Raw genomic sequence first — 17,945 nt, 5'->3', positions numbered from 1 at the left:
TTCCCTTTTCCTCTTTCCACCCACATGATGCACGCTCTGGTTTTAGCTGGTATTGATCAGCCCGCCGTTTTACAGGAAGTTCCCACACCCCAGCCTGGCCCCGGCCAGGTGCAGGTATTGCTCCACGCCGCCGCCCTCAACCACCGCGACGTCTGGATTCAGAAAGGCCAGTACGCCGGCCTGAAATTCCCCATCATCCTTGGTTCCGATGGGGCCGGCGTGGTAACGGCCCTGGGGGCCGGCGTAGATGCCAGTCTGCTCGAGCAGGCCGTTATCATCAACCCCGGCAGCAACTGGGGCCCCAACCCCGCCGCCCAGGGCCGCGAATTCCAGATTCTGGGCCTGCCCCAGGACGGCACGTTTGCCGAGTACGTGTGCGTGCCCGCCGAATACGTGCGCGCCAAACCCGAATACCTGAGTTTCGAGGAAGCGGCTGCCCTGCCGCTGGGCGGCGTAACGGCGTACCGCGCCCTTTTTACCCGGGCCAACCTGCAGCCCGGCGAGCGGGTGCTAATCAGCGGCGTGGGCGGCGGCGTGGCCTTGCTGGCCCTGCAGATGGCCGTGGCCGTGGGCGCGGAAGTATGGGTTACCTCCGGCTCGGAGGAGAAAATTGCCCGCGCTGTGGAGTTGGGGGCCAAAGGCGGCATCAGCTACCACACCGAAAACTGGCCGGCTACCCTACTCAAGCAGGCTGGCGGTGGCTTCGATGTACTGGTGGACAGCGCGGCCGGCCCCGGTTTCAACCATCTGGTAGACGCCGCCAACCCCGGCGGGCGCATCGTGTTCTACGGCGCTACTCAGGGCGACATGCCCGACGTATCGGCCCGCAAAATATTCTGGAAGCAGCTGTCGGTGCTGGGCTCCACTATGGGCACGTCCCAGGATTTTGCCGCTATGGTGAGCCTGTTCGAGCAGCACCACATCCGGCCGGTTATCGACGAAACCTTTCTGCTGGCTGAGGGCGAACAGGCCCTGCGCCGGATGGCCGACGGGTTGCAGTTTGGGAAGCTGGTGCTAAAAATACGGGAATAGATTTTAGCGGCTGAAAGGGGTAAAAAGCAAGAAAATACGGTGGTATGGCGGAATCTAATTCGTGCTAACATCGTTAGCTATTTAACGAATCGAGAACTAACTTGCTGCCCTATGAAGACGCCCGCTGACTACCTCGCCTGCCCGGTTTTTGAGTTGACGTATCCTACTGGTGAAGCCGCCGAGTCGGTGCCGGTGGTTGCGTACACCGATGCGCTACGGGCCATTGAAGCGGCCCTGGCCGACGCCGAGAAATATAAGTACCTGCTGATGCGGGCCGTGCGCCGCAGCACACCCACCCAGCAATACCCACCCATGACGGTTTCCTCGGCCTTTGCCCCCGAAACACCAGTGCTGCCCCTGTACTCACCCGATGAGCTGGCCGCTTAGTATATAGACATAAAAAAGCCTTCCTAACTCAATTGGGAGGGCTTTTTTATGTCTGATTCAGCCATTGCCTATTCGTTTTCCGCGCTGTCCCGTAACCGGCGGCCCAACTCCTGTGCTAACTCTACGGCCTGCTCCCGCAATTCTGGTACGGCCGTTGATTCAAACGAGGCGGGGCGGCGGCTGGGGCCCAAGGTGAAAAGCAGGGGCGAAGCCTGTCCGGTGGCATCCAGCAGCGCGCCGTGGTTGTCCGTCTGAATGCCCAGCCGTAACGCATCAGGCTGTAAGTGGCCGCCCGCCCGCAAATCGGCCACCACGGGTTCCTGAATGCGGCTGTAATCCAGCAGCGGCCCGGTGCAGGTGATGACGTGGCGGGCGGTGAGATGCTGGGCCAGCTGCCGTCCTTTCTGGATGGTTACCGTCAGGCCGTCGGGACCGGGTGTAATATGCTGCACCCGGCCGGTTGCCTGCGCCAGGCGGCCCGAAGCCAGTAATTCGGCTACGATGGCAGCGTTCCGGGGCGGGCTGCGGTGCCGCAATACTGACCAGATACCGGCCAGATGCCGCAGAAAACGGGCCTGTTCCGCCTGCGGCCACGCCGCCCAGATCCGGCCCAGGTTCGGACGCAGCACATCCAGCACCATGCGCCAGTCGATGCCCTGCTGCGCCGCCTCCCTTACGTGGCGGCGCACCGTGCGCAACACCTCCAATACAGTAGTGGCACCGGCTAAGTCAGTGGCATAAAAGTCGGGGTAGGGGGCGCTGCCGAAGGCATGCGCCGCCGGCCAGCGGCCGTGGCCCGAAACCGCCGTTATCAGTCCCCGGTGCCCATCGGCGCGCAAACCCAGCAGTACGTCCACGGCCGTCAGCCCCGTCCCGATCAGCAGCACCGTATCGTCAGTACCGATGTTGCGCAAGGCTCCCTGCGCCCAAGGGTTGCCGTGGTAATTGGGGTGCGTCAGGTACGCGGCACTTCGGGTGGTAGGGTGGGGTGGAGGGAAGTTGCCCAGCGCCAACACCACGTAAGAGCTGGGAAGCTCTGTGCCATCCAGCAGGCGCACCACAGCCCCCACGCCATCGGGCGCGATGGTAACCGTGCGGGCGGCCTGGTTGTGCCAGTAGCACCGGATACCGTTCATGGAAGGCCACTCCAGCACTTGGCTGACCAGCTGCTGCAAGTACCGGCCATAGCTTTGGCGGGAACAGAAGTCGTCGTCGCAGGCCTCGGGGCTGGTCACACGCAGCCAGTTCTGGAAGTGGTCGGGCTGCTCGGGGAAGGCGCTCAGAAACTGGCTGCGCACATTCAGCAGGTATTCGGGGCGGCGGGCGGTGTAGGCCAGGCCGGGGCCGGGCACGGGGCGGGGCTCCACCAGATGCACGTCGCAGGCATATGGGTGGTTACCGGCCAGCCGGGCCAGCTGTACCGCCAGCATCGAGCCCGAAAATCCACCGCCGATAATCGTTATGCTTTTGCGTTGCACCAGCCTGAGTTAGTGAAGGAAGTAGCGGGTAAATTACTCTGGAAAAAATGATATAAAAATTAATTTCCGCACTATAAACCTCATCAGCAGACGAAAATTTGGCCGGTCTGCTGCCGTTGCCAGCCGTGCTTCTGAGACTAACTGCCTGACTAGCAGAAAGCCCGGCTGCCTGCTCTGCCGCCAGGGCAAAACATACAGTCGGGCTTACCAAAAAGTGGCTAGGCGGCAATAAAAGGGCCTAATAGTACTGGCCCGGTACCAGATAATTGCGCACGTAGTCGTCGATGCCGGCTTCCAGGGAGGTGAAGGGCCGGTCGTAGCCGATGCTGCGCAGCTTGCTCATATCGGCCTGGGTGAAGTACTGGTAGGTGTCACGGATATCCTCGGGCGTGTCGCGGAAGTGGATGTCGGCCGTGCGGCCCAGGGCGGCGAAAGTACCCAGGGTCAGGTCAAGGAAGGTGCGGGCCTCGCCAGTGCCCAGGTTGTAGATGCCCGAGTCGCGGCGGGTCTGCATCAGGAACAGGCACACTTCCACCACGTCTTTCACGTACACGAAGTCGCGCTGTTGCTCGCCGTCGGCGTACTCGGGGTTGTGGGAGCGGAACAGCGTCATGGAGCCGGTTTCCTCAATCTGCCGGAAGGCGTGCAGAATCACGGAGGCCATACGGTTCTTGTGGTACTCGTTGGGGCCGTACACATTGAAAAACTTCAAGCCCGCCCAGAAAAACGGTTTTTCGGGCTGCTGCACGGCCCAGTTATCGAAGTCGTTCTTGGAGTCACCGTAGGGGTTGAGGGGTTTGAGCAGCGGCAGTAGCGCGTCGTCATCGGCGTAGCCCAGCGTACCCGAGCCGTAGGTGGCGGCCGAGGAGGCGTACACCAGCGGGAGCTGGTAGCGGCAGCAGGCCAGCCACATTTTCTGAGAGTACTCCAGGTTCAGCACGTTCAGCACGTCGCGGTTCTGCTCGGTGGTATCGGTGCGGGCGCCGAGGTGAAAAATGAACTCCACCTGCTCGTGGTGAACATCCAGCCACTCAAAAAACTCCTCGCGGTCTACGTATTCGCGCAAGTGCTTGCCCTTCAGGTTGGCCAGCTTGCGCTCGACGTTGAAATTATCCACCACCACGATATCGTTGAAGTTGGCGGCATTGAGGCGGGTGACAAGACAGCTGGCAATAAAGCCGGCGGCTCCGGTAACGACGATCATAAGACAGAAATTTGGTCAAAAGTAACCTGCGCGGCGCGGATTCAGCCGTTGGTCCGAATTTCTTTCCGCGCCGCTGGTTGGTGGGGTTCTTACAACTGGTTTACAGCCCTGGGGGTTGTGCTGTTGCCTGCTGTCCACAAAGGTCAGGGCAAAATCCGGCGGGCCGGCGGGTTGGGCAGATTCCGCGTTTACCTTTGCCGCATGTTCTGCCCGCCTTTTGTTCGCCGTCTCCGGTTTGCGCTGCCGGTACTGGCCCTGCTCGCCGCCTGCCAGCCCGATAAACCCGCCACCACCGAAACCGACGCCCTGCACCAAGTGCGCGACGACCTGGGCCACCAGCTGACGGTACCCCGGCACCCGCGCCGCGTCATGGCGTTGGCTCCCTCCATGACGGAAATGCTGTATGCCGTGGCCGATACCAGCACCATTGCGGCCCGCACCCAGGTCTGCGACTACCCAGCAGCGGCTCTGCGCAAGCCCATTATCAACAGCTATCCGCTGGATCTGGAGCGGTTGGTGGCCCTCAAGCCCGATATTGTATTTACTACCGAAGGCATGACCACCCCGGCCGACGCGCAGCGGCTGCAGGAGCTGGGTATTCCGGTGTACTATCAGCGCTACCAGAAAATCGAGGATATTTTTCGGGGTCTCACCGACCTGGGCCGGCTGCTGGACCGTCCGGCCCAGGCCAAACGGGTGGTGGACTCCCTGCGCGCCGAGCTGGTCCGGATTACGGCCCAGGTGCCTCCCCAGCCGCTGCCCCGCGTGCTGGCCATCACCTGGACCGACCCGATTTACGTGTACGGGCAGAATACCCTGTTCACCAACAAGATTCTGCTGGCCGGCGGCCAGAACGCCGTGGTGGAGAAATTCGCCCAGCCCTATCCGGCCCTTACCCGTGAGTACATTCTCAAGCTGAATCCGGATGTTATTATCGGGGGCAGTTTCGGGAAGATGGACAGCACCTTTTTCCGGCTCTATCCTGAGCTGAAGCGCATCAACGCCTACCGCAACCGCCGGGTGTACGACGCTACCGACGACCTGATGGCGCGCCCCAGCCCCCGGGTAGTAGCCTCGGTGCGGGAGCTGAAACAGCTGCTGACGTCTAAATAGCCCCGTTTTCGCCATCTATGCACCGTTCCGCTCTGCCCTGGATTCTGGCCTGCCTGCTGCTGCTGCTGGGGCTGCTGGTGGTGGGCCTGCGCGTGGGCAGCTACGAAACCGACTTCGCCCTGCTGGGCCGGACGCTACTGCACTACAATCCCCAGGACCCCGCCCAGTTGGTGCTGGTGGAGCTGCGCCTGCCGCGCCTGCTGCTGGCGTTGCTGGCCGGGGCGGCCCTGGCCCTGAGCGGCTACCTCATGCAGATTATGGTGAACAACCCGCTGGCCGACCCTTACCTGCTGGGCATGGCCTCAGGGGGCGCGCTGGGCGCGAGTGTCACGTTTGCCTTTGTACCGGTGCTGGTGGTGGGGGGCTTCTACCTGCCGCCGCTGGCCGCGTTGGTCGGGGCGTTGGGCACTACGCTGGTGGTGGTAATCATCGGGAGCCGGCGCGGGCGGATTGTACCGGCGCAGTTGCTGCTGGCCGGGGTAGCCGTCGGCTCGCTTACTACGGCCCTGGGCGGGCTGCTTACGTTTCTGGCCGCCACCGAGGAAAAGCTGCGCACTATTACGTTCTGGGCGTTGGGCGGATTTGAGCGGGCTAGCTGGGCGGTGCTGCCGTACCCGGCGGCAGCGGTGGGGCTGGGGTTGCTGGCGGTGCTGCTGCTGCGCAACAATCTGAACCTGCTGTTGCTGGGGGAGGAGCGGGCCACGGCCCTGGGCCTGCCGGTAGCCCGCACGCGGTGGCTGCTGCTGCTTATTGCCTCGGGCCTTACGGGTACGGTGGTGGCCCTGTGTGGCCCGGTGGGGTTCGTGGGGCTGGTGGTGCCGCACATTACCCGCTGGCTGCTTGGGGCCGTGGGCCGGGGTAATCTGGTATTCTGCGCGCTACTGGGCGGTACGTTCCTGGTATTCTGCGACCTGCTGGCCCGCCTGCTGTATCCACCGGCCGGCTTACCCGTGGGCTTGGTTACGGCCCTGTTTGGCGTACCGTTCTTCGTATATTTGCTGCGAAAACAGGGAACGTAGGGCCTCCGGCACTGCGGAACTTGGTCGAAATCCAGCGGGACGTGTGGTCGTGCGGGGCCTCTTCCATAGCCGCCAGCCAGGTTCCGACGTTCCCAAGTACCCAAGTCCCTTACCAAAATGGTTTACATCAGCCGACAGGAACACTTCAACGCGGCCCACAAGCTTCACAATCCCAACTGGAGCGAGGAGCGCAACCGTGAAGTCTTCGGCCCCTGCGCCAACGCCAACTGGCATGGCCACAACTACGACCTCATCGTTACCGTCAAAGGTCGCCCCGATCCGGAAACCGGGTTTGTTATCGACCTCAAGCAGCTCAGCACCGTCATCCGCACCCATGTGGTGGACGAGGTGGATCATAAGAACCTGAACCTCGACGTGCCGTTCATGCAGGGCCAGCTGGCCAGCACCGAAAATCTGGTTATTGCCTTCTGGAAAATTCTCCAGCCCGAAATCGAGCGGATTTCCGCTGCCAAGCTGCACAGCATCAAACTCTACGAAACGCCACGCAACTTCGTGGAATACTTTGGGGAGGAATAGATCAATTTTTAATTGACAACATGAAGTATTACCTGATAGCGGGCGAGCGGTCCGGCGACTTTCACGCGGCCAACCTCATGCGGGAGCTGCGCCAGCAAGACCCTGCGGCCGAGTTCCGCTGCTGGGGCGGCGACATGATGCAGGCGGCCGGCGGCGAGTTGGTGCACCACTACCAGGAAATGGCCATTATGGGTTTCTGGGAAGCGGCTACCAGCATCCTCAAATTCCGGGGCTACCTCAAGGAGGCCCAGCAGGATCTGCTGGCCTGGAAGCCTGACGTGGTGATTCTGGTGGATTATGCCGGCTTCAACATGCGCATCGCCAAGTTTGCCAAGACCAACGGCCTGAAGGTGTTCTACTACATCTCACCCAAAATCTGGGCGTGGAACCAGAGCCGTGTGCATCAGGTGAAGGAGCGGGTGGATAAGATGTTCGTGATTCTGCCCTTCGAGGAGGAGTTTTACCAGCGTTTCGATTACAAAGTTGACTACATCGGCAACCCGACTTCCGATGCGGTGGCCGAACACCAGAAGTCGGCCGATTTTTACGAGCGCAACAACCTGGACCCGCTGCGGCCCATTATTGCGGTGCTGCCCGGCTCGCGCAAACAGGAAATCGAGGAGATGCTCTATGAGATGGTAGCCATTCTGCCGCCCTTCCTCGACTACCAGTTTATCGTGGCCGGCGTCGATAACCTCGACCGAAACTACTACGCCAACTTCGAGCGCAACAACGTCCGCATCCTCTTCGACCAGACCTACGACCTGCTGGCCCACGCCACCGCCGCCCTAGTCACTAGCGGCACCGCCACCCTCGAAACCGCGCTGTTCGATGTGCCCCAAGTGGTGTGCTACCGCACCAGCGCCGTATCGTACGCCATCAGCAAGGCCGTTATCAAGGTGCCCTACATTTCCCTGGTGAACCTCATTGCCGGCCGCGAAGTCGTGAAGGAGCTTATCCAAAGCGACTTCAACGCCCGCAACCTCGTTACCGAACTCAAGAAAGCCACCGCCGACGACGCTTTCATTGCCAAGCAGAAAGCCGGTTACGCCGAAATCCGCGAGAAGCTAGGCCAGCAAAAATCTGCCGAGAAAGCGGCTAAGCTGATGGTGGGGTATTTGAAATGATAGAACTTCATGAAAAAGAAAAAGCCTCGCCAGAATTTTCTGGCGAGGCTTTTTTGAGTGTGGTGAGGGTCGGGGACTCGAACACCCGTTCTCAGTCCTGAATTTAAATTACTTTTTCTATGCTTTCTATGCTTTCTATGTCTGATAGTATGGAGTCAGGAAGCCGTTCCCCCACGAGAGCTATTCCACCTACTAAACTTATGAATGTTGTTATCATATTCGTTAGGTTTTGGGTTTTCAACACCGAAATAAGTGAGGAGAACGTCAGTACACCAACTAACGACATTGCCAAGTTGATAGTCAAAGTAACCTTTAAACTCAGGCTCTTTACCTGTTGAAAGGTAATATCTATGCTGCCCGCAACTGCTTCAGAGCCGTTTGCTCGAACTTGCTCCGGGCGTATTCCTCGTCGATAACCAGCTCGGTGGTGCCTTCCTCCGAGGGCATATCAAACATGGCGTCGGTCATAATGGCTTCGCAGATGCTGCGCAGGCCCCGCGCCCCGAGGCGGTACTCGTCGGCGCGTACCACAATGTATTCCAGCGCGCCTTCCGAGAAGCTGAGCTGAATGTTCTCCATATCGAACAGGCGCTGGTACTGCTTCACGATGGAGTTTTTGGGCTCCGTCAGAATTTTGCGCAGGGTAGCGTGGTCGAGCGGATTGAGGTGGGTGAGCACTGGCAGGCGGCCAATCAGCTCCGGAATCAGGCCGAAGGCTTTCAGGTCCTGGGCCGTCACGTAGCGCAGGAAGTTGTTGGTGTCCACCTTCTCCTCCATCTGTGTTTTGGCAAAGCCGATGGGCTTGGTGTTGAGCCGGTTCTTGATGATGCGCTCGATACCCACGAAAGCCCCGCCGCAGATAAACAGGATATTTTCGGTGTTCACCGTAATCATCTTCTGCTCGGGGTGCTTGCGGCCACCGTGCGGCGGCACGTTCACCGTGGTGCCTTCTAGCAGCTTCAGCATGGCCTGCTGCACCCCTTCGCCGCTCACGTCGCGCGTGATGCTGGGGTTGTCGCTCTTGCGGGCAATCTTATCGATTTCGTCGATGTATACGATGCCGCGCTCCGCCGCTTCCACGTTGTAGTCGGCCGCTTGCAGCAAGCGGGTTAGAATGCTTTCCACGTCCTCGCCCACGTAACCGGCCTCCGTGAGGACGGTGGCATCGGCAATGCAGAAGGGCACCTGCAGAATGTTGGCCAGCATGCGCGTGAGGAAGGTTTTACCCGTGCCGGTTTCGCCCACCATAATGATATTCGACTTCTCAATCACCACGTCGTCCTTCTGCGGAGTCTGCATCAGGCGCTTGTAGTGGTTGTACACGGCCACCGACATCACCTTCTTGGCTTCGTCCTGGCCCACCACGTACTGGTCGAGGTACTCTTTCATCTCGCGGGGCTTCACGAGGTTGAACTTGGGCGTTTTAGAGGTTGCCCGGATCTTGTTTTCCTCGTTGAGAATCTGCTGGGCCTGTCCCACGCACCGTTCGCAGATGTGCGCGTTGATGCCCGAAATCATCACGGTAACGTCTTTCTTGCTCTTGCCGCAGAAGGAGCACGTAATATCTGCCATTGCCAAAGGAACTCGCTGAAAAAGGGGAGGGTAGGAAACGCCAAGCGTACCCACCGCAAAGGTACGAAAAGGCTAACGCCCCGGCCGGCCGAAAAAGTGCCGGCCAATCAGGCATCTAGTATAACAAAAAAGCCCACCGAAGCGGGCTTTTTTTGGTGTCATTCCGAGCGAAGCGAGGAATCTGGCTTGTAATCAGGAAGCTGACTCAGCTACCTCACTCCATTCAGACTATCAGAAACTACCGCCTTACGCAGCCTTTTTCTTTTCCAGTACCTCGTCGATGAGGCCGTACTCCTTGGCTTCGTCGGCGCGCATCCAGTAGTCACGCTCCGAGTTGTCGTAGATTTCCTGGTAGCTTTTGCCGGTGTGCTGAGCCAGAATGTCATACAGCTCCTTCTTCAGCTTCAGGATTTCGCGGGCCGTAATTTCAATGTCCGTCGATTGGCCTTGCGCGCCGCCCGAGGGCTGGTGAATCATCACGCGGGCGTGGGGGAGGGCCGAACGTTTGTCCTTAGCCCCGCCAGCCAGCAGCACGGCACCCATCGAGGCGGCCAGACCGGTGCAGATTGTGGCTACGTCGGGGTTCACGTACTGCATCGTGTCATAGATGCCCAGACCAGCATACACCGATCCACCGGGCGAGTTGATGTAGAGCAAAATATCTTTCTTGGCATCTACCGACTCCAGAAACAGCATCTGTGCCGTCAGGATGTTGGCCACGTAATCATCCACGGCCGTGCCCAGGAACACAATCCGGTCCATGATCAGGCGGGAGAAAACGTCAATTTCGGCGAAGCGCGTGGGGCGCTCCTCAATTACCGAACGGGTCATGCCGGTCGGCATAATCAGGCCGTTGCGGGTCTGGCCTTCTACGTGCTGGATGAATTGGTCAACGCCCAGGCCGCTCAGGCCCTGGCCTTTCACGGCGAACTTGCGGAACTCTTGTTTATTCAACATGGGAGAAAAAAAGGAGTTAGGAGATAGAAGCAAGGAGCTGGAATCCGGACTGAGAAGCAGGAGGGTGGCCGGCGCAGAACGTGCTGCTGACTGCTGGCTTATATCTTCTGACTTCTCAACAACAAAAAAGCCCTTACGGCAAGTAAGGGCTTTTTTGTTGGTTCGAAAACCGAAAAATGTCAGCGGTTAGCCGGCATTCTGATTGCGGAAGTCCTCGGCCGTAATCGGGTTGTCGTTAACAACAACTTTGCCGCGCAGGTTTTCCAGCACTTTCTCTGCCAGAATGGCCTCATACTCGTCTACGTAGTTTTTGCCGTTCTCCTGACGCAGGAAGTTGTCAGCAAAGCCACGTACCGATTCTTCCAGCTCGGGCGTCATTTCCATATTGAACTGGCCCAGGATCTTCTGTACGGTCCGGTCCACGATTTCCTCGTTCGATACCTTCAGCTCCTGCGCTTCCACCACTTTGTTGCGGATCAGCGACCATTTCAGCTCCTTGGCGTAATCCTCGAAGTGCTCCTCGATCTGCTCAGCAGTCAGCTTGCCTTCGTTGGCGCGCAGCAACCACTTCTTGAAGAACTCTGTGGGCAGCTCGATGGTGGTGTTTTCCAGCATCTTGTCGATGATCTGGCGGTTCACCAGGTTATCCGACTCCCGGTCGTAGTTTTCCTGTACTGTCGAGCGCACTTTCTCGTCGAAATCCTCTTTCGACGTTACGATGTCCTTGCCGAATACTTTGTCGAACAGCTCCTGGTTGAACTCAGCAGGAGCCGAGCGCTGTACTTTCTCCACGGCCAGGGTGTACTCACCTTCCACGCCTTCAGCTTCTTCCTTGCTCAGGCCCGAGAAACCCCGGATAGCCGCTACGTCGCCACCGAAAGCATTCTTCAGGTCGAAGGCTACTTCGTCGCCGCCTTTCACGCCAACAAACTTATCAGCATCGGCCTTCAGTTTGTTGGTGGGCAGCAGCACTACGCGGCCTTCGCCTTCTTCGCCGGCCTTCTTCAGCTTGCCGTAGATGAAGTCGTTAGCTTCCGAAACCTCGGGCTCCGAAGTCTCACCAAACTGGCGCTCCAACTGCTCGTAGGTTTCTTTCAGGGTGTTCTCGTCGAGTTCTACTTTATGACGGTCAACGCTCACGACCTGGTCGGCAGGCAGCTCGAACTCGGGGAGCAGGCCCAGCTCAAACTGGAAGGAGTAATCCTTCTGGTTGTCGAAGTCGATATCCGTGGGTACGGGCAGGGGCTCGCCCAGAATTTTCAGGTTGTTCTCCTTGATGTACTCATCCACCGACTTGCTGAGCAGGCCGTTGATTTCTTCCACCAGAATGCCTTTGCCGTACATTTTGCGCACCAGCCCAACCGGTACCTTGCCCGGGCGGAACCCTTTGATCTGCGCTTTTTTGCTGTACTCCTTCAGCTTGCTCTCCACGGTGGGGGCATAATCAGCCTCCGTGAGGTTCACTGTCAGGATGGCATGGAGCTGGTCGTCTTTTTTGTCGAGGGTAATGTCCAAAACGAGGGTCGGTTAAGGGTACTACGTTGGGTAAATAGCGGGCCAAAACCCGGGTAAAAAGAAACCCCCAACGGGTGGGTTGAGGGTTTAAAAGTGGTTTTTATCGTCAAAAACCTAAAAAGTGCGGATGGAGGGACTCGAACCCACACGCCTTGCGGCACCAGATCCTAAGTCTGGCACGTCTACCAATTTCGCCACATCCGCGTCACGAAGCCAACTGCCTCGGGGGCGCAAAACTACGGAAGCGAATCGGAAAAACAAACGTAGTATGCAACTAAGCCCAAGGTTTGTTACCAATTTATTGGGGCGAAGCCGGATTTCAAGCGTAGAATAGCTTCTTTAGCCGATGCAGGATGGGTTTTTCGTGACACAATAACTTCCTGCACCAACCCCGCCGGCTCGTTGTTGTATACTATAATAAGGCTTCGTGACCGAAAGGCGCCCGGAGCCTGCCACCGCTTGCGCCGTAAGCCGTACCTTAGCCATCTCTATTCTGGTGCCAGCCGGCACCCACCGCGTACCATGTCCACTGTCATCGACCCTGAGGTAGAGCGTCAGGAAATTCTGCGTCACTACCGCCGCTTGCTTCGCACGGCCAAGCCGTACCTGAAAGGCGAAGATGCCAAGCTCATCAAAAAGGCCTTCAATACCTCGCTGGAAGCGCATAAGGAAATGCGCCGCAAATCGGGGGAGCCCTACATTCTGCACCCGCTGGCGGTGGCCCAGATTGTGGTGGAGGAAATCGGGCTGGGTACTACCAGCATCGTGGCGGCCTTGCTGCACGACGTGGTGGAGGATACGCCCTGGGAAGTAGCCGATGTGGAGCGGGAGTTCGGCCCCAAGGTGGCGCGCATCGTGGATGGGCTCACCAAAATCTCGGGCGTGTTCGACTACGGCACCTCTGAGCAGGCTGAGAACTTTCGCAAAATGCTGCTCACCCTCAGTGACGACGTGCGCGTGATTCTCATCAAGCTTGCCGACCGCCTGCACAACATGCGGACGCTAGACTCGATGCCGCGCCATAAGCAGCTTAAAATTGCCTCCGAAACTATCTACCTCTACGCCCCGCTGGCCCACCGCCTGGGCCTGTACAGCATAAAAACCGAGCTGGAGGATCTGTATCTGAAGTACACGGATACCGAAATCTACGCCGAGCTGGTAAACCGGGTGCGGCAGAGCCGGGCCTCGCGCAACCGCTTCATCAAGGAGTTTGTGCAGCCCATTGATGAGGAGTTGAAGGCCCAGGGCTTCCACTATGAGGTGAAAGGCCGGCCTAAGAGCATCTATTCCATTCTGCGGAAGATGCGCAAACAGAACATCACCTTCGATGAGGTGTATGACCTGTTTGCCATCCGGGTTATTCTTGATGTGCCGCCGGAGCAAGAAAAAGCGGCCTGCTGGCAGGTGTACAGCGTGGTCACCGACTTCTACCAGCCCAACCCCGACCGTCTGCGCGACTGGGTGAGCACGCCCAAAGCCAATGGCTACGAGAGCCTGCACACCACCGTCATGTCGCGCACCGGCCAGTGGGTGGAAGTGCAGATCCGCAGCCGCCGCATGGACGACATTGCCGAGAAAGGCTACGCCGCCCACTGGAAATACAAGGATGCGGCTACGGCCCAGTCCGAATCGACGCTGGAAGCCTGGATTAACAAGGTGCGCGAAATGCTCGAATCCAATAATTCCAGCGCCCTGGAGTTCATGGACGAGTTCCGCCAGAACCTGTTCGTGAAGGAGGTGTACGCCTTTACGCCCAAGGGTAAGCTGGTGATTCTGCCCGATAAGGCCACGGCCCTCGATTTTGCCTTCGAAATCCACTCGCACATCGGCCTGCAGTGCCTCGGGGCCAAAGTCAACCAAAAGCTGCAGCCCTTGAGCTACCAGTTGCGCAACGGCGACCAGGTAGAAATCCTGACCTCGCAGAAGCAGAAGCCCACTGAGGAGTGGCTGCAGTACGTAACCACCTCCAAGGCCCGTACCCGCATCAAGGATTGGCTGCGCGACGACAAGCGTAATAAATCGGAGGATGGCCGCTACTTGGTGGAAAAGCGGTTGGAGCTGCTGGGCGTGGAGTACACGCCCGATAACCTCAACCGCCTGCTGGCCCACTTCAACACCAGCAACGCTCCCGATTTCTTCTACCGCATTGCCATCGGGCAGATTGACGGCCGCGAAATCCTCAAGGACCTGTTCGATCCGAACGTGGAAGCTCCTCGGCCGCCGTCCCGCTTGGAGCCCAAGGCCTTCGACCACGAGGTGCAGAAAATCCGGGGCGTGAATGCCAATATGCTGGTGATAGGGGAGCGGACCGATAAGTTCGATTACACCATTGCGCCCTGCTGCAATCCCATTCCTGGCGACGACGTGTTCGGCTTTGAAACTGGCCACGGCATCGAAATTCACCGCACTTCTTGTCCGAAAGCCGTGCAGATGATGTCGAACTACGGCAACCGGATTGTGCGCGCCAAATGGACGGAACAATTGGAGTTGGCTTTCCTAGCCGGTATCCGCATTAAGGGCTCCGATAGGGTAGGGCTGGTGAATGATGTGACCCGCATTATCAGTACCAGTCTTAAAGTTAACATGCGCTCCATTACCATCGACTCCAATGATGGTATGTTCGAAGGCCAGATCATGGTGTTCGTCAACGACACCGCACACCTCGACAAGCTTATTCAGCGCCTGCTGAAAGTGAACGGCGTGCTACTGGTGGAGCGGTTCGACTCCTAGCCGGTTCTAAAAAGTTTTCCTGAAAAGACATGGCACAAAACGGCATAAGAAGTTCCCCACCGCTCGTCCTTAGCGGTTTCTTTTGCCAGTAACTTCTGCCAGCTTTTTCAGTTTTCACTCCTTATATATAAGGCCCCATTCAATGCCCCTTCCTGAGAAGCATCTAGATAAAGAAAAGTACGAGGAGGTAAAGAAGATCTTCACCGCTTACCTCGAGAATAAAGGCTTGCGCAAAACCTCTGAGCGGTATGCCATCCTGGAGGAAATCTACTCCCGTACCGGCCACTTCGATGTGGAGGAGCTCTACGCCGGCATGAAAGAGCAGGGTTTGCAGGTGAGCCGGGCCACCGTGTATAACACCCTCGATCTGCTGGTCGAACACGGGTTAGTCAGCAAGCACCAGTTTGGTCGGAATCTGGCGCAGTACGAGAAAAGCTACGGCTACCGTCAGCACGACCACGTCATCTGCACGGAATGCCATAAAGTGGTGGAATTCTGTGACCCGCGCATTCACGGTATCCAGACGATGGTCGGGGAGTTACTCAACTTCCATATCTTGCATCACTCTTTGAACCTTTACGGCGTGTGCGGCGACTGTCGTGCCAAAGCCGCCGCCCGCTCTCTAGCCGAATGAAAACTGATTCTGCCGTCCAGGACGGTATCCTCTTCGTGCGCCTTTCCGGCGACCTGATCGGCAGCCCCGATACCCAGCAACTTCTGCAAAGTGTCGACCAGCACTTGGGTGAAGACCTGCGCCACTGCGCCGTCGATTTGTCAGGCATCCGCTACATCAACAGCACCGGCATCGGTGTACTGGTATCACTGCTGACCAAGTTCCGCAGCCGCGGGGGCGAGCTGGTATTGATCAATCCAGCTGACCATCCGCGAAAAATGCTGGCCCTGACCAAACTGAACGCTATTTTTTCCATTGCGGACGATGAACAGTCGGCCGCTCAACAACTGAAAGCCGCAAACTAATGCCTGTTGACGTACTAGTAGGATTACAGTGGGGGGATGAAGGCAAAGGCAAGATTGTCGATGTGCTGGCCCCCACCTACGATGTAGTAGCCCGCTTCCAGGGCGGACCTAATGCCGGTCACACCCTCACCTTCGGCGGTACCAAGCACGTGTTGCACCAGGTGCCCTCCGGTATTTTTCACCCGCATATCATCAATGTGGTGGGTAATGGCGTGGTACTCGACCCTGTGGTATTTCGCCAGGAGTTGCAGAAGCTCACGGATCGGGGTGTTAACTGGGAGCAGAACCTGTACATCTCCCGTAAGGCTCAACTGATCCTGCCTTCGCACCGTGCCATCGACCGTATCAATGAGGAAGCACGCGGTGGCAGCAAGATTGGCTCTACTTTAAAAGGTATTGGCCCCACGTATCAGGACAAAATTGGCCGTACTGGCCTCCGCGTTGGCGACATTCTGCTGCCCGATTTTCAGGAGCGTTATCAGGAAGCCGTTTCCCGTCACACCACTCTTGCTGAATTCCACGGCCGCGGCCTCGAAATTGAAGAATTCGAGGCCGATTTCTTTTCTGCCGTCGAATTCCTGCGCACCCTCAAGCTCACCGATACCGAGTACCTGCTGAACGATTTGCTGCGTCAGGGCAAAAACGTCTTGGCCGAAGGCGCGCAGGGTTCTATGCTGGATATTGATTTCGGTACGTATCCGTACGTGACTTCTTCCAGCACTATCGTAGCAGGTGCCTGTACCGGCCTGGGCATTGCTCCCCGGCATATAGATAAGGTATATGGAATCAGCAAAGCGTACTGCACGCGTGTAGGCAGCGGCCCGTTTCCCACCGAACTGCACGACGCAGTAGGGGAGCAGATTCGCCAGGCCGGCCGCGAGTTTGGTTCCACCACCGGCCGTCCCCGTCGCTGCGGCTGGATTGATTTGCCTGCGCTGCGCTACAGCATCATGCTGAATGGGGTAACGGAAATCCACCTCATGAAAGCCGATGTACTGGATGAGTTTGATGAAATCCAGGTCTGCACCCATTACCAGCTCCCTAACGGCGAACAGACAGATCATCTGCCCGACCACGGCGACCTAGAGAAGCTGACTCCTATATATAAGAGACTGCCTGGCTGGCGTACCGATCTGCAATCCATCACCGATCCGCAGGCTCTACCCCAGCAACTCAAGGACTATGTGCTTTTCTTAGAGGAGCACTTAGAAGTTCCTGTAAGCATCGTAAGTGTTGGTCCAGATCGGGTAAGCACGCTACACGTGAAGTAAGAATCTCTTACTATCTTCTTCCAAAAGCCCATTTGCCCTTACAGCAAATGGGCTTTCTCTTTCCTGCTAGATATATAGTGCATATCCTCTTAACTTTTATCAGTGCGCAAAAAACTGATTATAAGAGATATGGATTAATAGCAAGATGTTTTGATTGTTTTTTTGGCTGCCAGGTTTGCAAATGCGGGGGCAACCCTGCACTTTTGCACTCCCAATCCGAAACGCGGATGAGGCCGCTGCCAACCCCCGGGCCACCAGCGTGAAAGTTCTTGCTTGCCTCCCGGCTACTTGGCTCGCCCCGTTGCTTTCCTCGGAAACACGGGTTGAAAAAAAGGTAGCCACAGGGGTTGCGAAAGTCAGCGAGAAGTTGCTACCTTTGCACCCCGCTTCAGAAGAAGGCGCTTTCCACGAACTGAAACCGAAAAACTTTTTTCGGTCTGACTCTTGGAAAAAGGCAGGAAAGGTTGCTACCTTTGCACCCCGCTTTCGAACGAGAAACGGGCGCTACGAAGTGAAAACGAAGAAAATAGCAAAAACTTTTTTCTTCCCACTTCTTGGAAAAAGCAACAAACTGTTTACCTTTGCACCCTGCTTCCACCGGAAGCTGGCTGACTGAAAAACGAATTACTTTCGAAACTCGCTTCGAAAAAAAAGTTTTTCGGAAAAGCTTGCAGCAATCAAAAAGCTGCTTACCTTTGCAACCCGCTTCGACCGGAAGGGGAGTATAACACGAATAACCGGCTGCTTTCGAGCGGCCCACGGTAGCGCCCAACGGGGCTCTGCACACGTTCTTTGAATGACTGGAAAAGACAAAAACGGTAAGCAACCTCGCTTCTGAGTAATCAGACAACGAGGTTGAGATTACAGGTTTTCAAGCGAATCATGGGATGAGCCCACTAAACAGCTCGTCAAATATACCGGGTCGGATCAGCACTTGACATCAGCCAGTTTTCGAACTGGTGAAGAGAATTTCTTACAATGGAGAGTTTGATCCTGGCTCAGGATGAACGCTAGCGGCAGGCCTA

16 protein-coding genes and 1 tRNA gene are annotated in these 17,945 nt (G+C 57.5%); 11 read left to right on the top strand and 6 right to left on the bottom strand.

Annotated features, from left to right (window positions below; all coding sequences use genetic code 11):
- Positions 1 to 27: 27 nt before the first annotated feature.
- Together EI293_RS00085 and EI293_RS00080 are read left to right on the top strand one after the other, a co-directional pair.
- Positions 28 to 1,032, top strand: a complete 1,005-nt coding sequence (locus tag EI293_RS00085) for a zinc-binding dehydrogenase (RefSeq protein ID WP_125436222.1) — start codon at positions 28 to 30, stop codon at positions 1,030 to 1,032.
- A gap of 111 nt (positions 1,033 to 1,143) precedes the next feature.
- Complete coding sequence (locus tag EI293_RS00080; protein ID WP_125434527.1) at positions 1,144 to 1,419, top strand: hypothetical protein; 276 nt, start codon at positions 1,144 to 1,146, stop codon at positions 1,417 to 1,419.
- A gap of 68 nt (positions 1,420 to 1,487) precedes the next feature.
- Here the strand turns inward: EI293_RS00080 and EI293_RS00075 are convergent, their stop codons facing one another.
- A complete protein-coding gene (locus EI293_RS00075) occupies positions 1,488 to 2,897 on the bottom strand; it encodes an FAD/NAD(P)-binding protein (protein ID WP_125434525.1) in 1,410 nt (469 codons plus the stop codon).
- Positions 2,898 to 3,135: 238 nt separating this feature from the next.
- Positions 3,136 to 4,101 carry an ADP-glyceromanno-heptose 6-epimerase gene (rfaD, locus tag EI293_RS00070; RefSeq protein WP_125434523.1) on the bottom strand — a complete coding sequence of 322 codons (966 nt, stop codon included), beginning with the start codon at positions 4,099 to 4,101 and terminating at the stop codon, positions 3,136 to 3,138.
- 201 nt (positions 4,102 to 4,302) lie between these two features.
- On the opposite strand from rfaD, the gene EI293_RS00065 reads away from it, so the two are divergent.
- The 4 genes from EI293_RS00065 to lpxB all read left to right on the top strand — a co-directional run bounded on the left by EI293_RS00065 (position 4,303) and on the right by lpxB (position 7,897).
- Entirely contained in the window at positions 4,303 to 5,214 is a 912-nt protein-coding gene (locus EI293_RS00065) for an ABC transporter substrate-binding protein (RefSeq protein WP_125434521.1), read from the top strand.
- A gap of 17 nt (positions 5,215 to 5,231) precedes the next feature.
- Positions 5,232 to 6,233 (top strand): FecCD family ABC transporter permease, encoded by a 1,002-nt coding sequence (locus EI293_RS00060; protein WP_125434519.1) that lies wholly within the window; start codon positions 5,232 to 5,234, stop codon positions 6,231 to 6,233.
- 117 nt (positions 6,234 to 6,350) lie between these two features.
- Entirely contained in the window at positions 6,351 to 6,770 is a 420-nt protein-coding gene (locus EI293_RS00055) for a 6-pyruvoyl trahydropterin synthase family protein (protein WP_125434517.1), read from the top strand.
- A 20-nt stretch (positions 6,771 to 6,790) separates the two neighbouring features.
- Positions 6,791 to 7,897 carry a lipid-A-disaccharide synthase gene (gene lpxB, locus EI293_RS00050; RefSeq protein ID WP_125434516.1) on the top strand — a complete coding sequence of 369 codons (1,107 nt, stop codon included), beginning with the start codon at positions 6,791 to 6,793 and terminating at the stop codon, positions 7,895 to 7,897.
- A gap of 348 nt (positions 7,898 to 8,245) precedes the next feature.
- Here lpxB and clpX read toward each other — a convergent pair whose 3' ends face one another.
- The 4 genes from clpX to EI293_RS00030 all read right to left on the bottom strand — a co-directional run bounded on the left by clpX (position 8,246) and on the right by EI293_RS00030 (position 12,145).
- Complete coding sequence (gene clpX, locus EI293_RS00045) at positions 8,246 to 9,469, bottom strand: ATP-dependent Clp protease ATP-binding subunit ClpX (protein ID WP_125434514.1); 1,224 nt, start codon at positions 9,467 to 9,469, stop codon at positions 8,246 to 8,248.
- Positions 9,470 to 9,715: 246 nt separating this feature from the next.
- Positions 9,716 to 10,426: a ClpP family protease gene (locus EI293_RS00040; RefSeq protein WP_044002742.1), complete on the bottom strand. Its 711-nt coding sequence runs from the start codon at positions 10,424 to 10,426 to the stop codon at positions 9,716 to 9,718.
- Positions 10,427 to 10,612: 186 nt separating this feature from the next.
- The gene (gene tig / locus EI293_RS00035; RefSeq protein ID WP_125434512.1) at positions 10,613 to 11,941 is read right to left on the bottom strand and encodes a trigger factor; all 1,329 of its coding nucleotides are present in this window, start codon (positions 11,939 to 11,941) and stop codon (positions 10,613 to 10,615) included.
- Between the two features lie 122 nt (positions 11,942 to 12,063).
- Positions 12,064 to 12,145 (bottom strand) — tRNA-Leu (locus EI293_RS00030).
- A gap of 318 nt (positions 12,146 to 12,463) precedes the next feature.
- Here EI293_RS00030 and EI293_RS00025 point away from each other — a divergent pair.
- The 5 genes from EI293_RS00025 (at position 12,464) to EI293_RS00005 (ending at position 17,536) form a co-directional block, all read left to right on the top strand.
- Positions 12,464 to 14,671: a RelA/SpoT family protein gene (locus tag EI293_RS00025; RefSeq protein WP_125434510.1), complete on the top strand. Its 2,208-nt coding sequence runs from the start codon at positions 12,464 to 12,466 to the stop codon at positions 14,669 to 14,671.
- 142 nt (positions 14,672 to 14,813) lie between these two features.
- Entirely contained in the window at positions 14,814 to 15,305 is a 492-nt protein-coding gene (locus EI293_RS00020; protein ID WP_044002738.1) for a Fur family transcriptional regulator, read from the top strand.
- Positions 15,302 to 15,649 (top strand): STAS domain-containing protein, encoded by a 348-nt coding sequence (locus EI293_RS00015; RefSeq protein WP_125434508.1) that lies wholly within the window; start codon positions 15,302 to 15,304, stop codon positions 15,647 to 15,649. The genes EI293_RS00020 and EI293_RS00015 overlap by 4 nt, the downstream gene beginning before the upstream one ends.
- Positions 15,649 to 16,920 (top strand): adenylosuccinate synthase, encoded by a 1,272-nt coding sequence (locus tag EI293_RS00010; RefSeq protein WP_125434506.1) that lies wholly within the window; start codon positions 15,649 to 15,651, stop codon positions 16,918 to 16,920. Before EI293_RS00015 ends, EI293_RS00010 begins: the two co-directional genes overlap by 1 nt.
- A gap of 259 nt (positions 16,921 to 17,179) precedes the next feature.
- Complete coding sequence (locus tag EI293_RS00005) at positions 17,180 to 17,536, top strand: hypothetical protein (RefSeq protein WP_125434504.1); 357 nt, start codon at positions 17,180 to 17,182, stop codon at positions 17,534 to 17,536.
- The last annotated feature ends 409 nt before the right edge of the window (positions 17,537 to 17,945 follow it).

Source organism: Hymenobacter perfusus, assembly GCF_003944765.1.
GTDB classification, from domain to species: Bacteria; Bacteroidota; Bacteroidia; order Cytophagales; family Hymenobacteraceae; genus Hymenobacter; species Hymenobacter perfusus.
The sequence above is the reverse complement of the archived record's forward strand: the minus strand, read 5'-3'. Positions and strand labels throughout refer to the sequence as shown.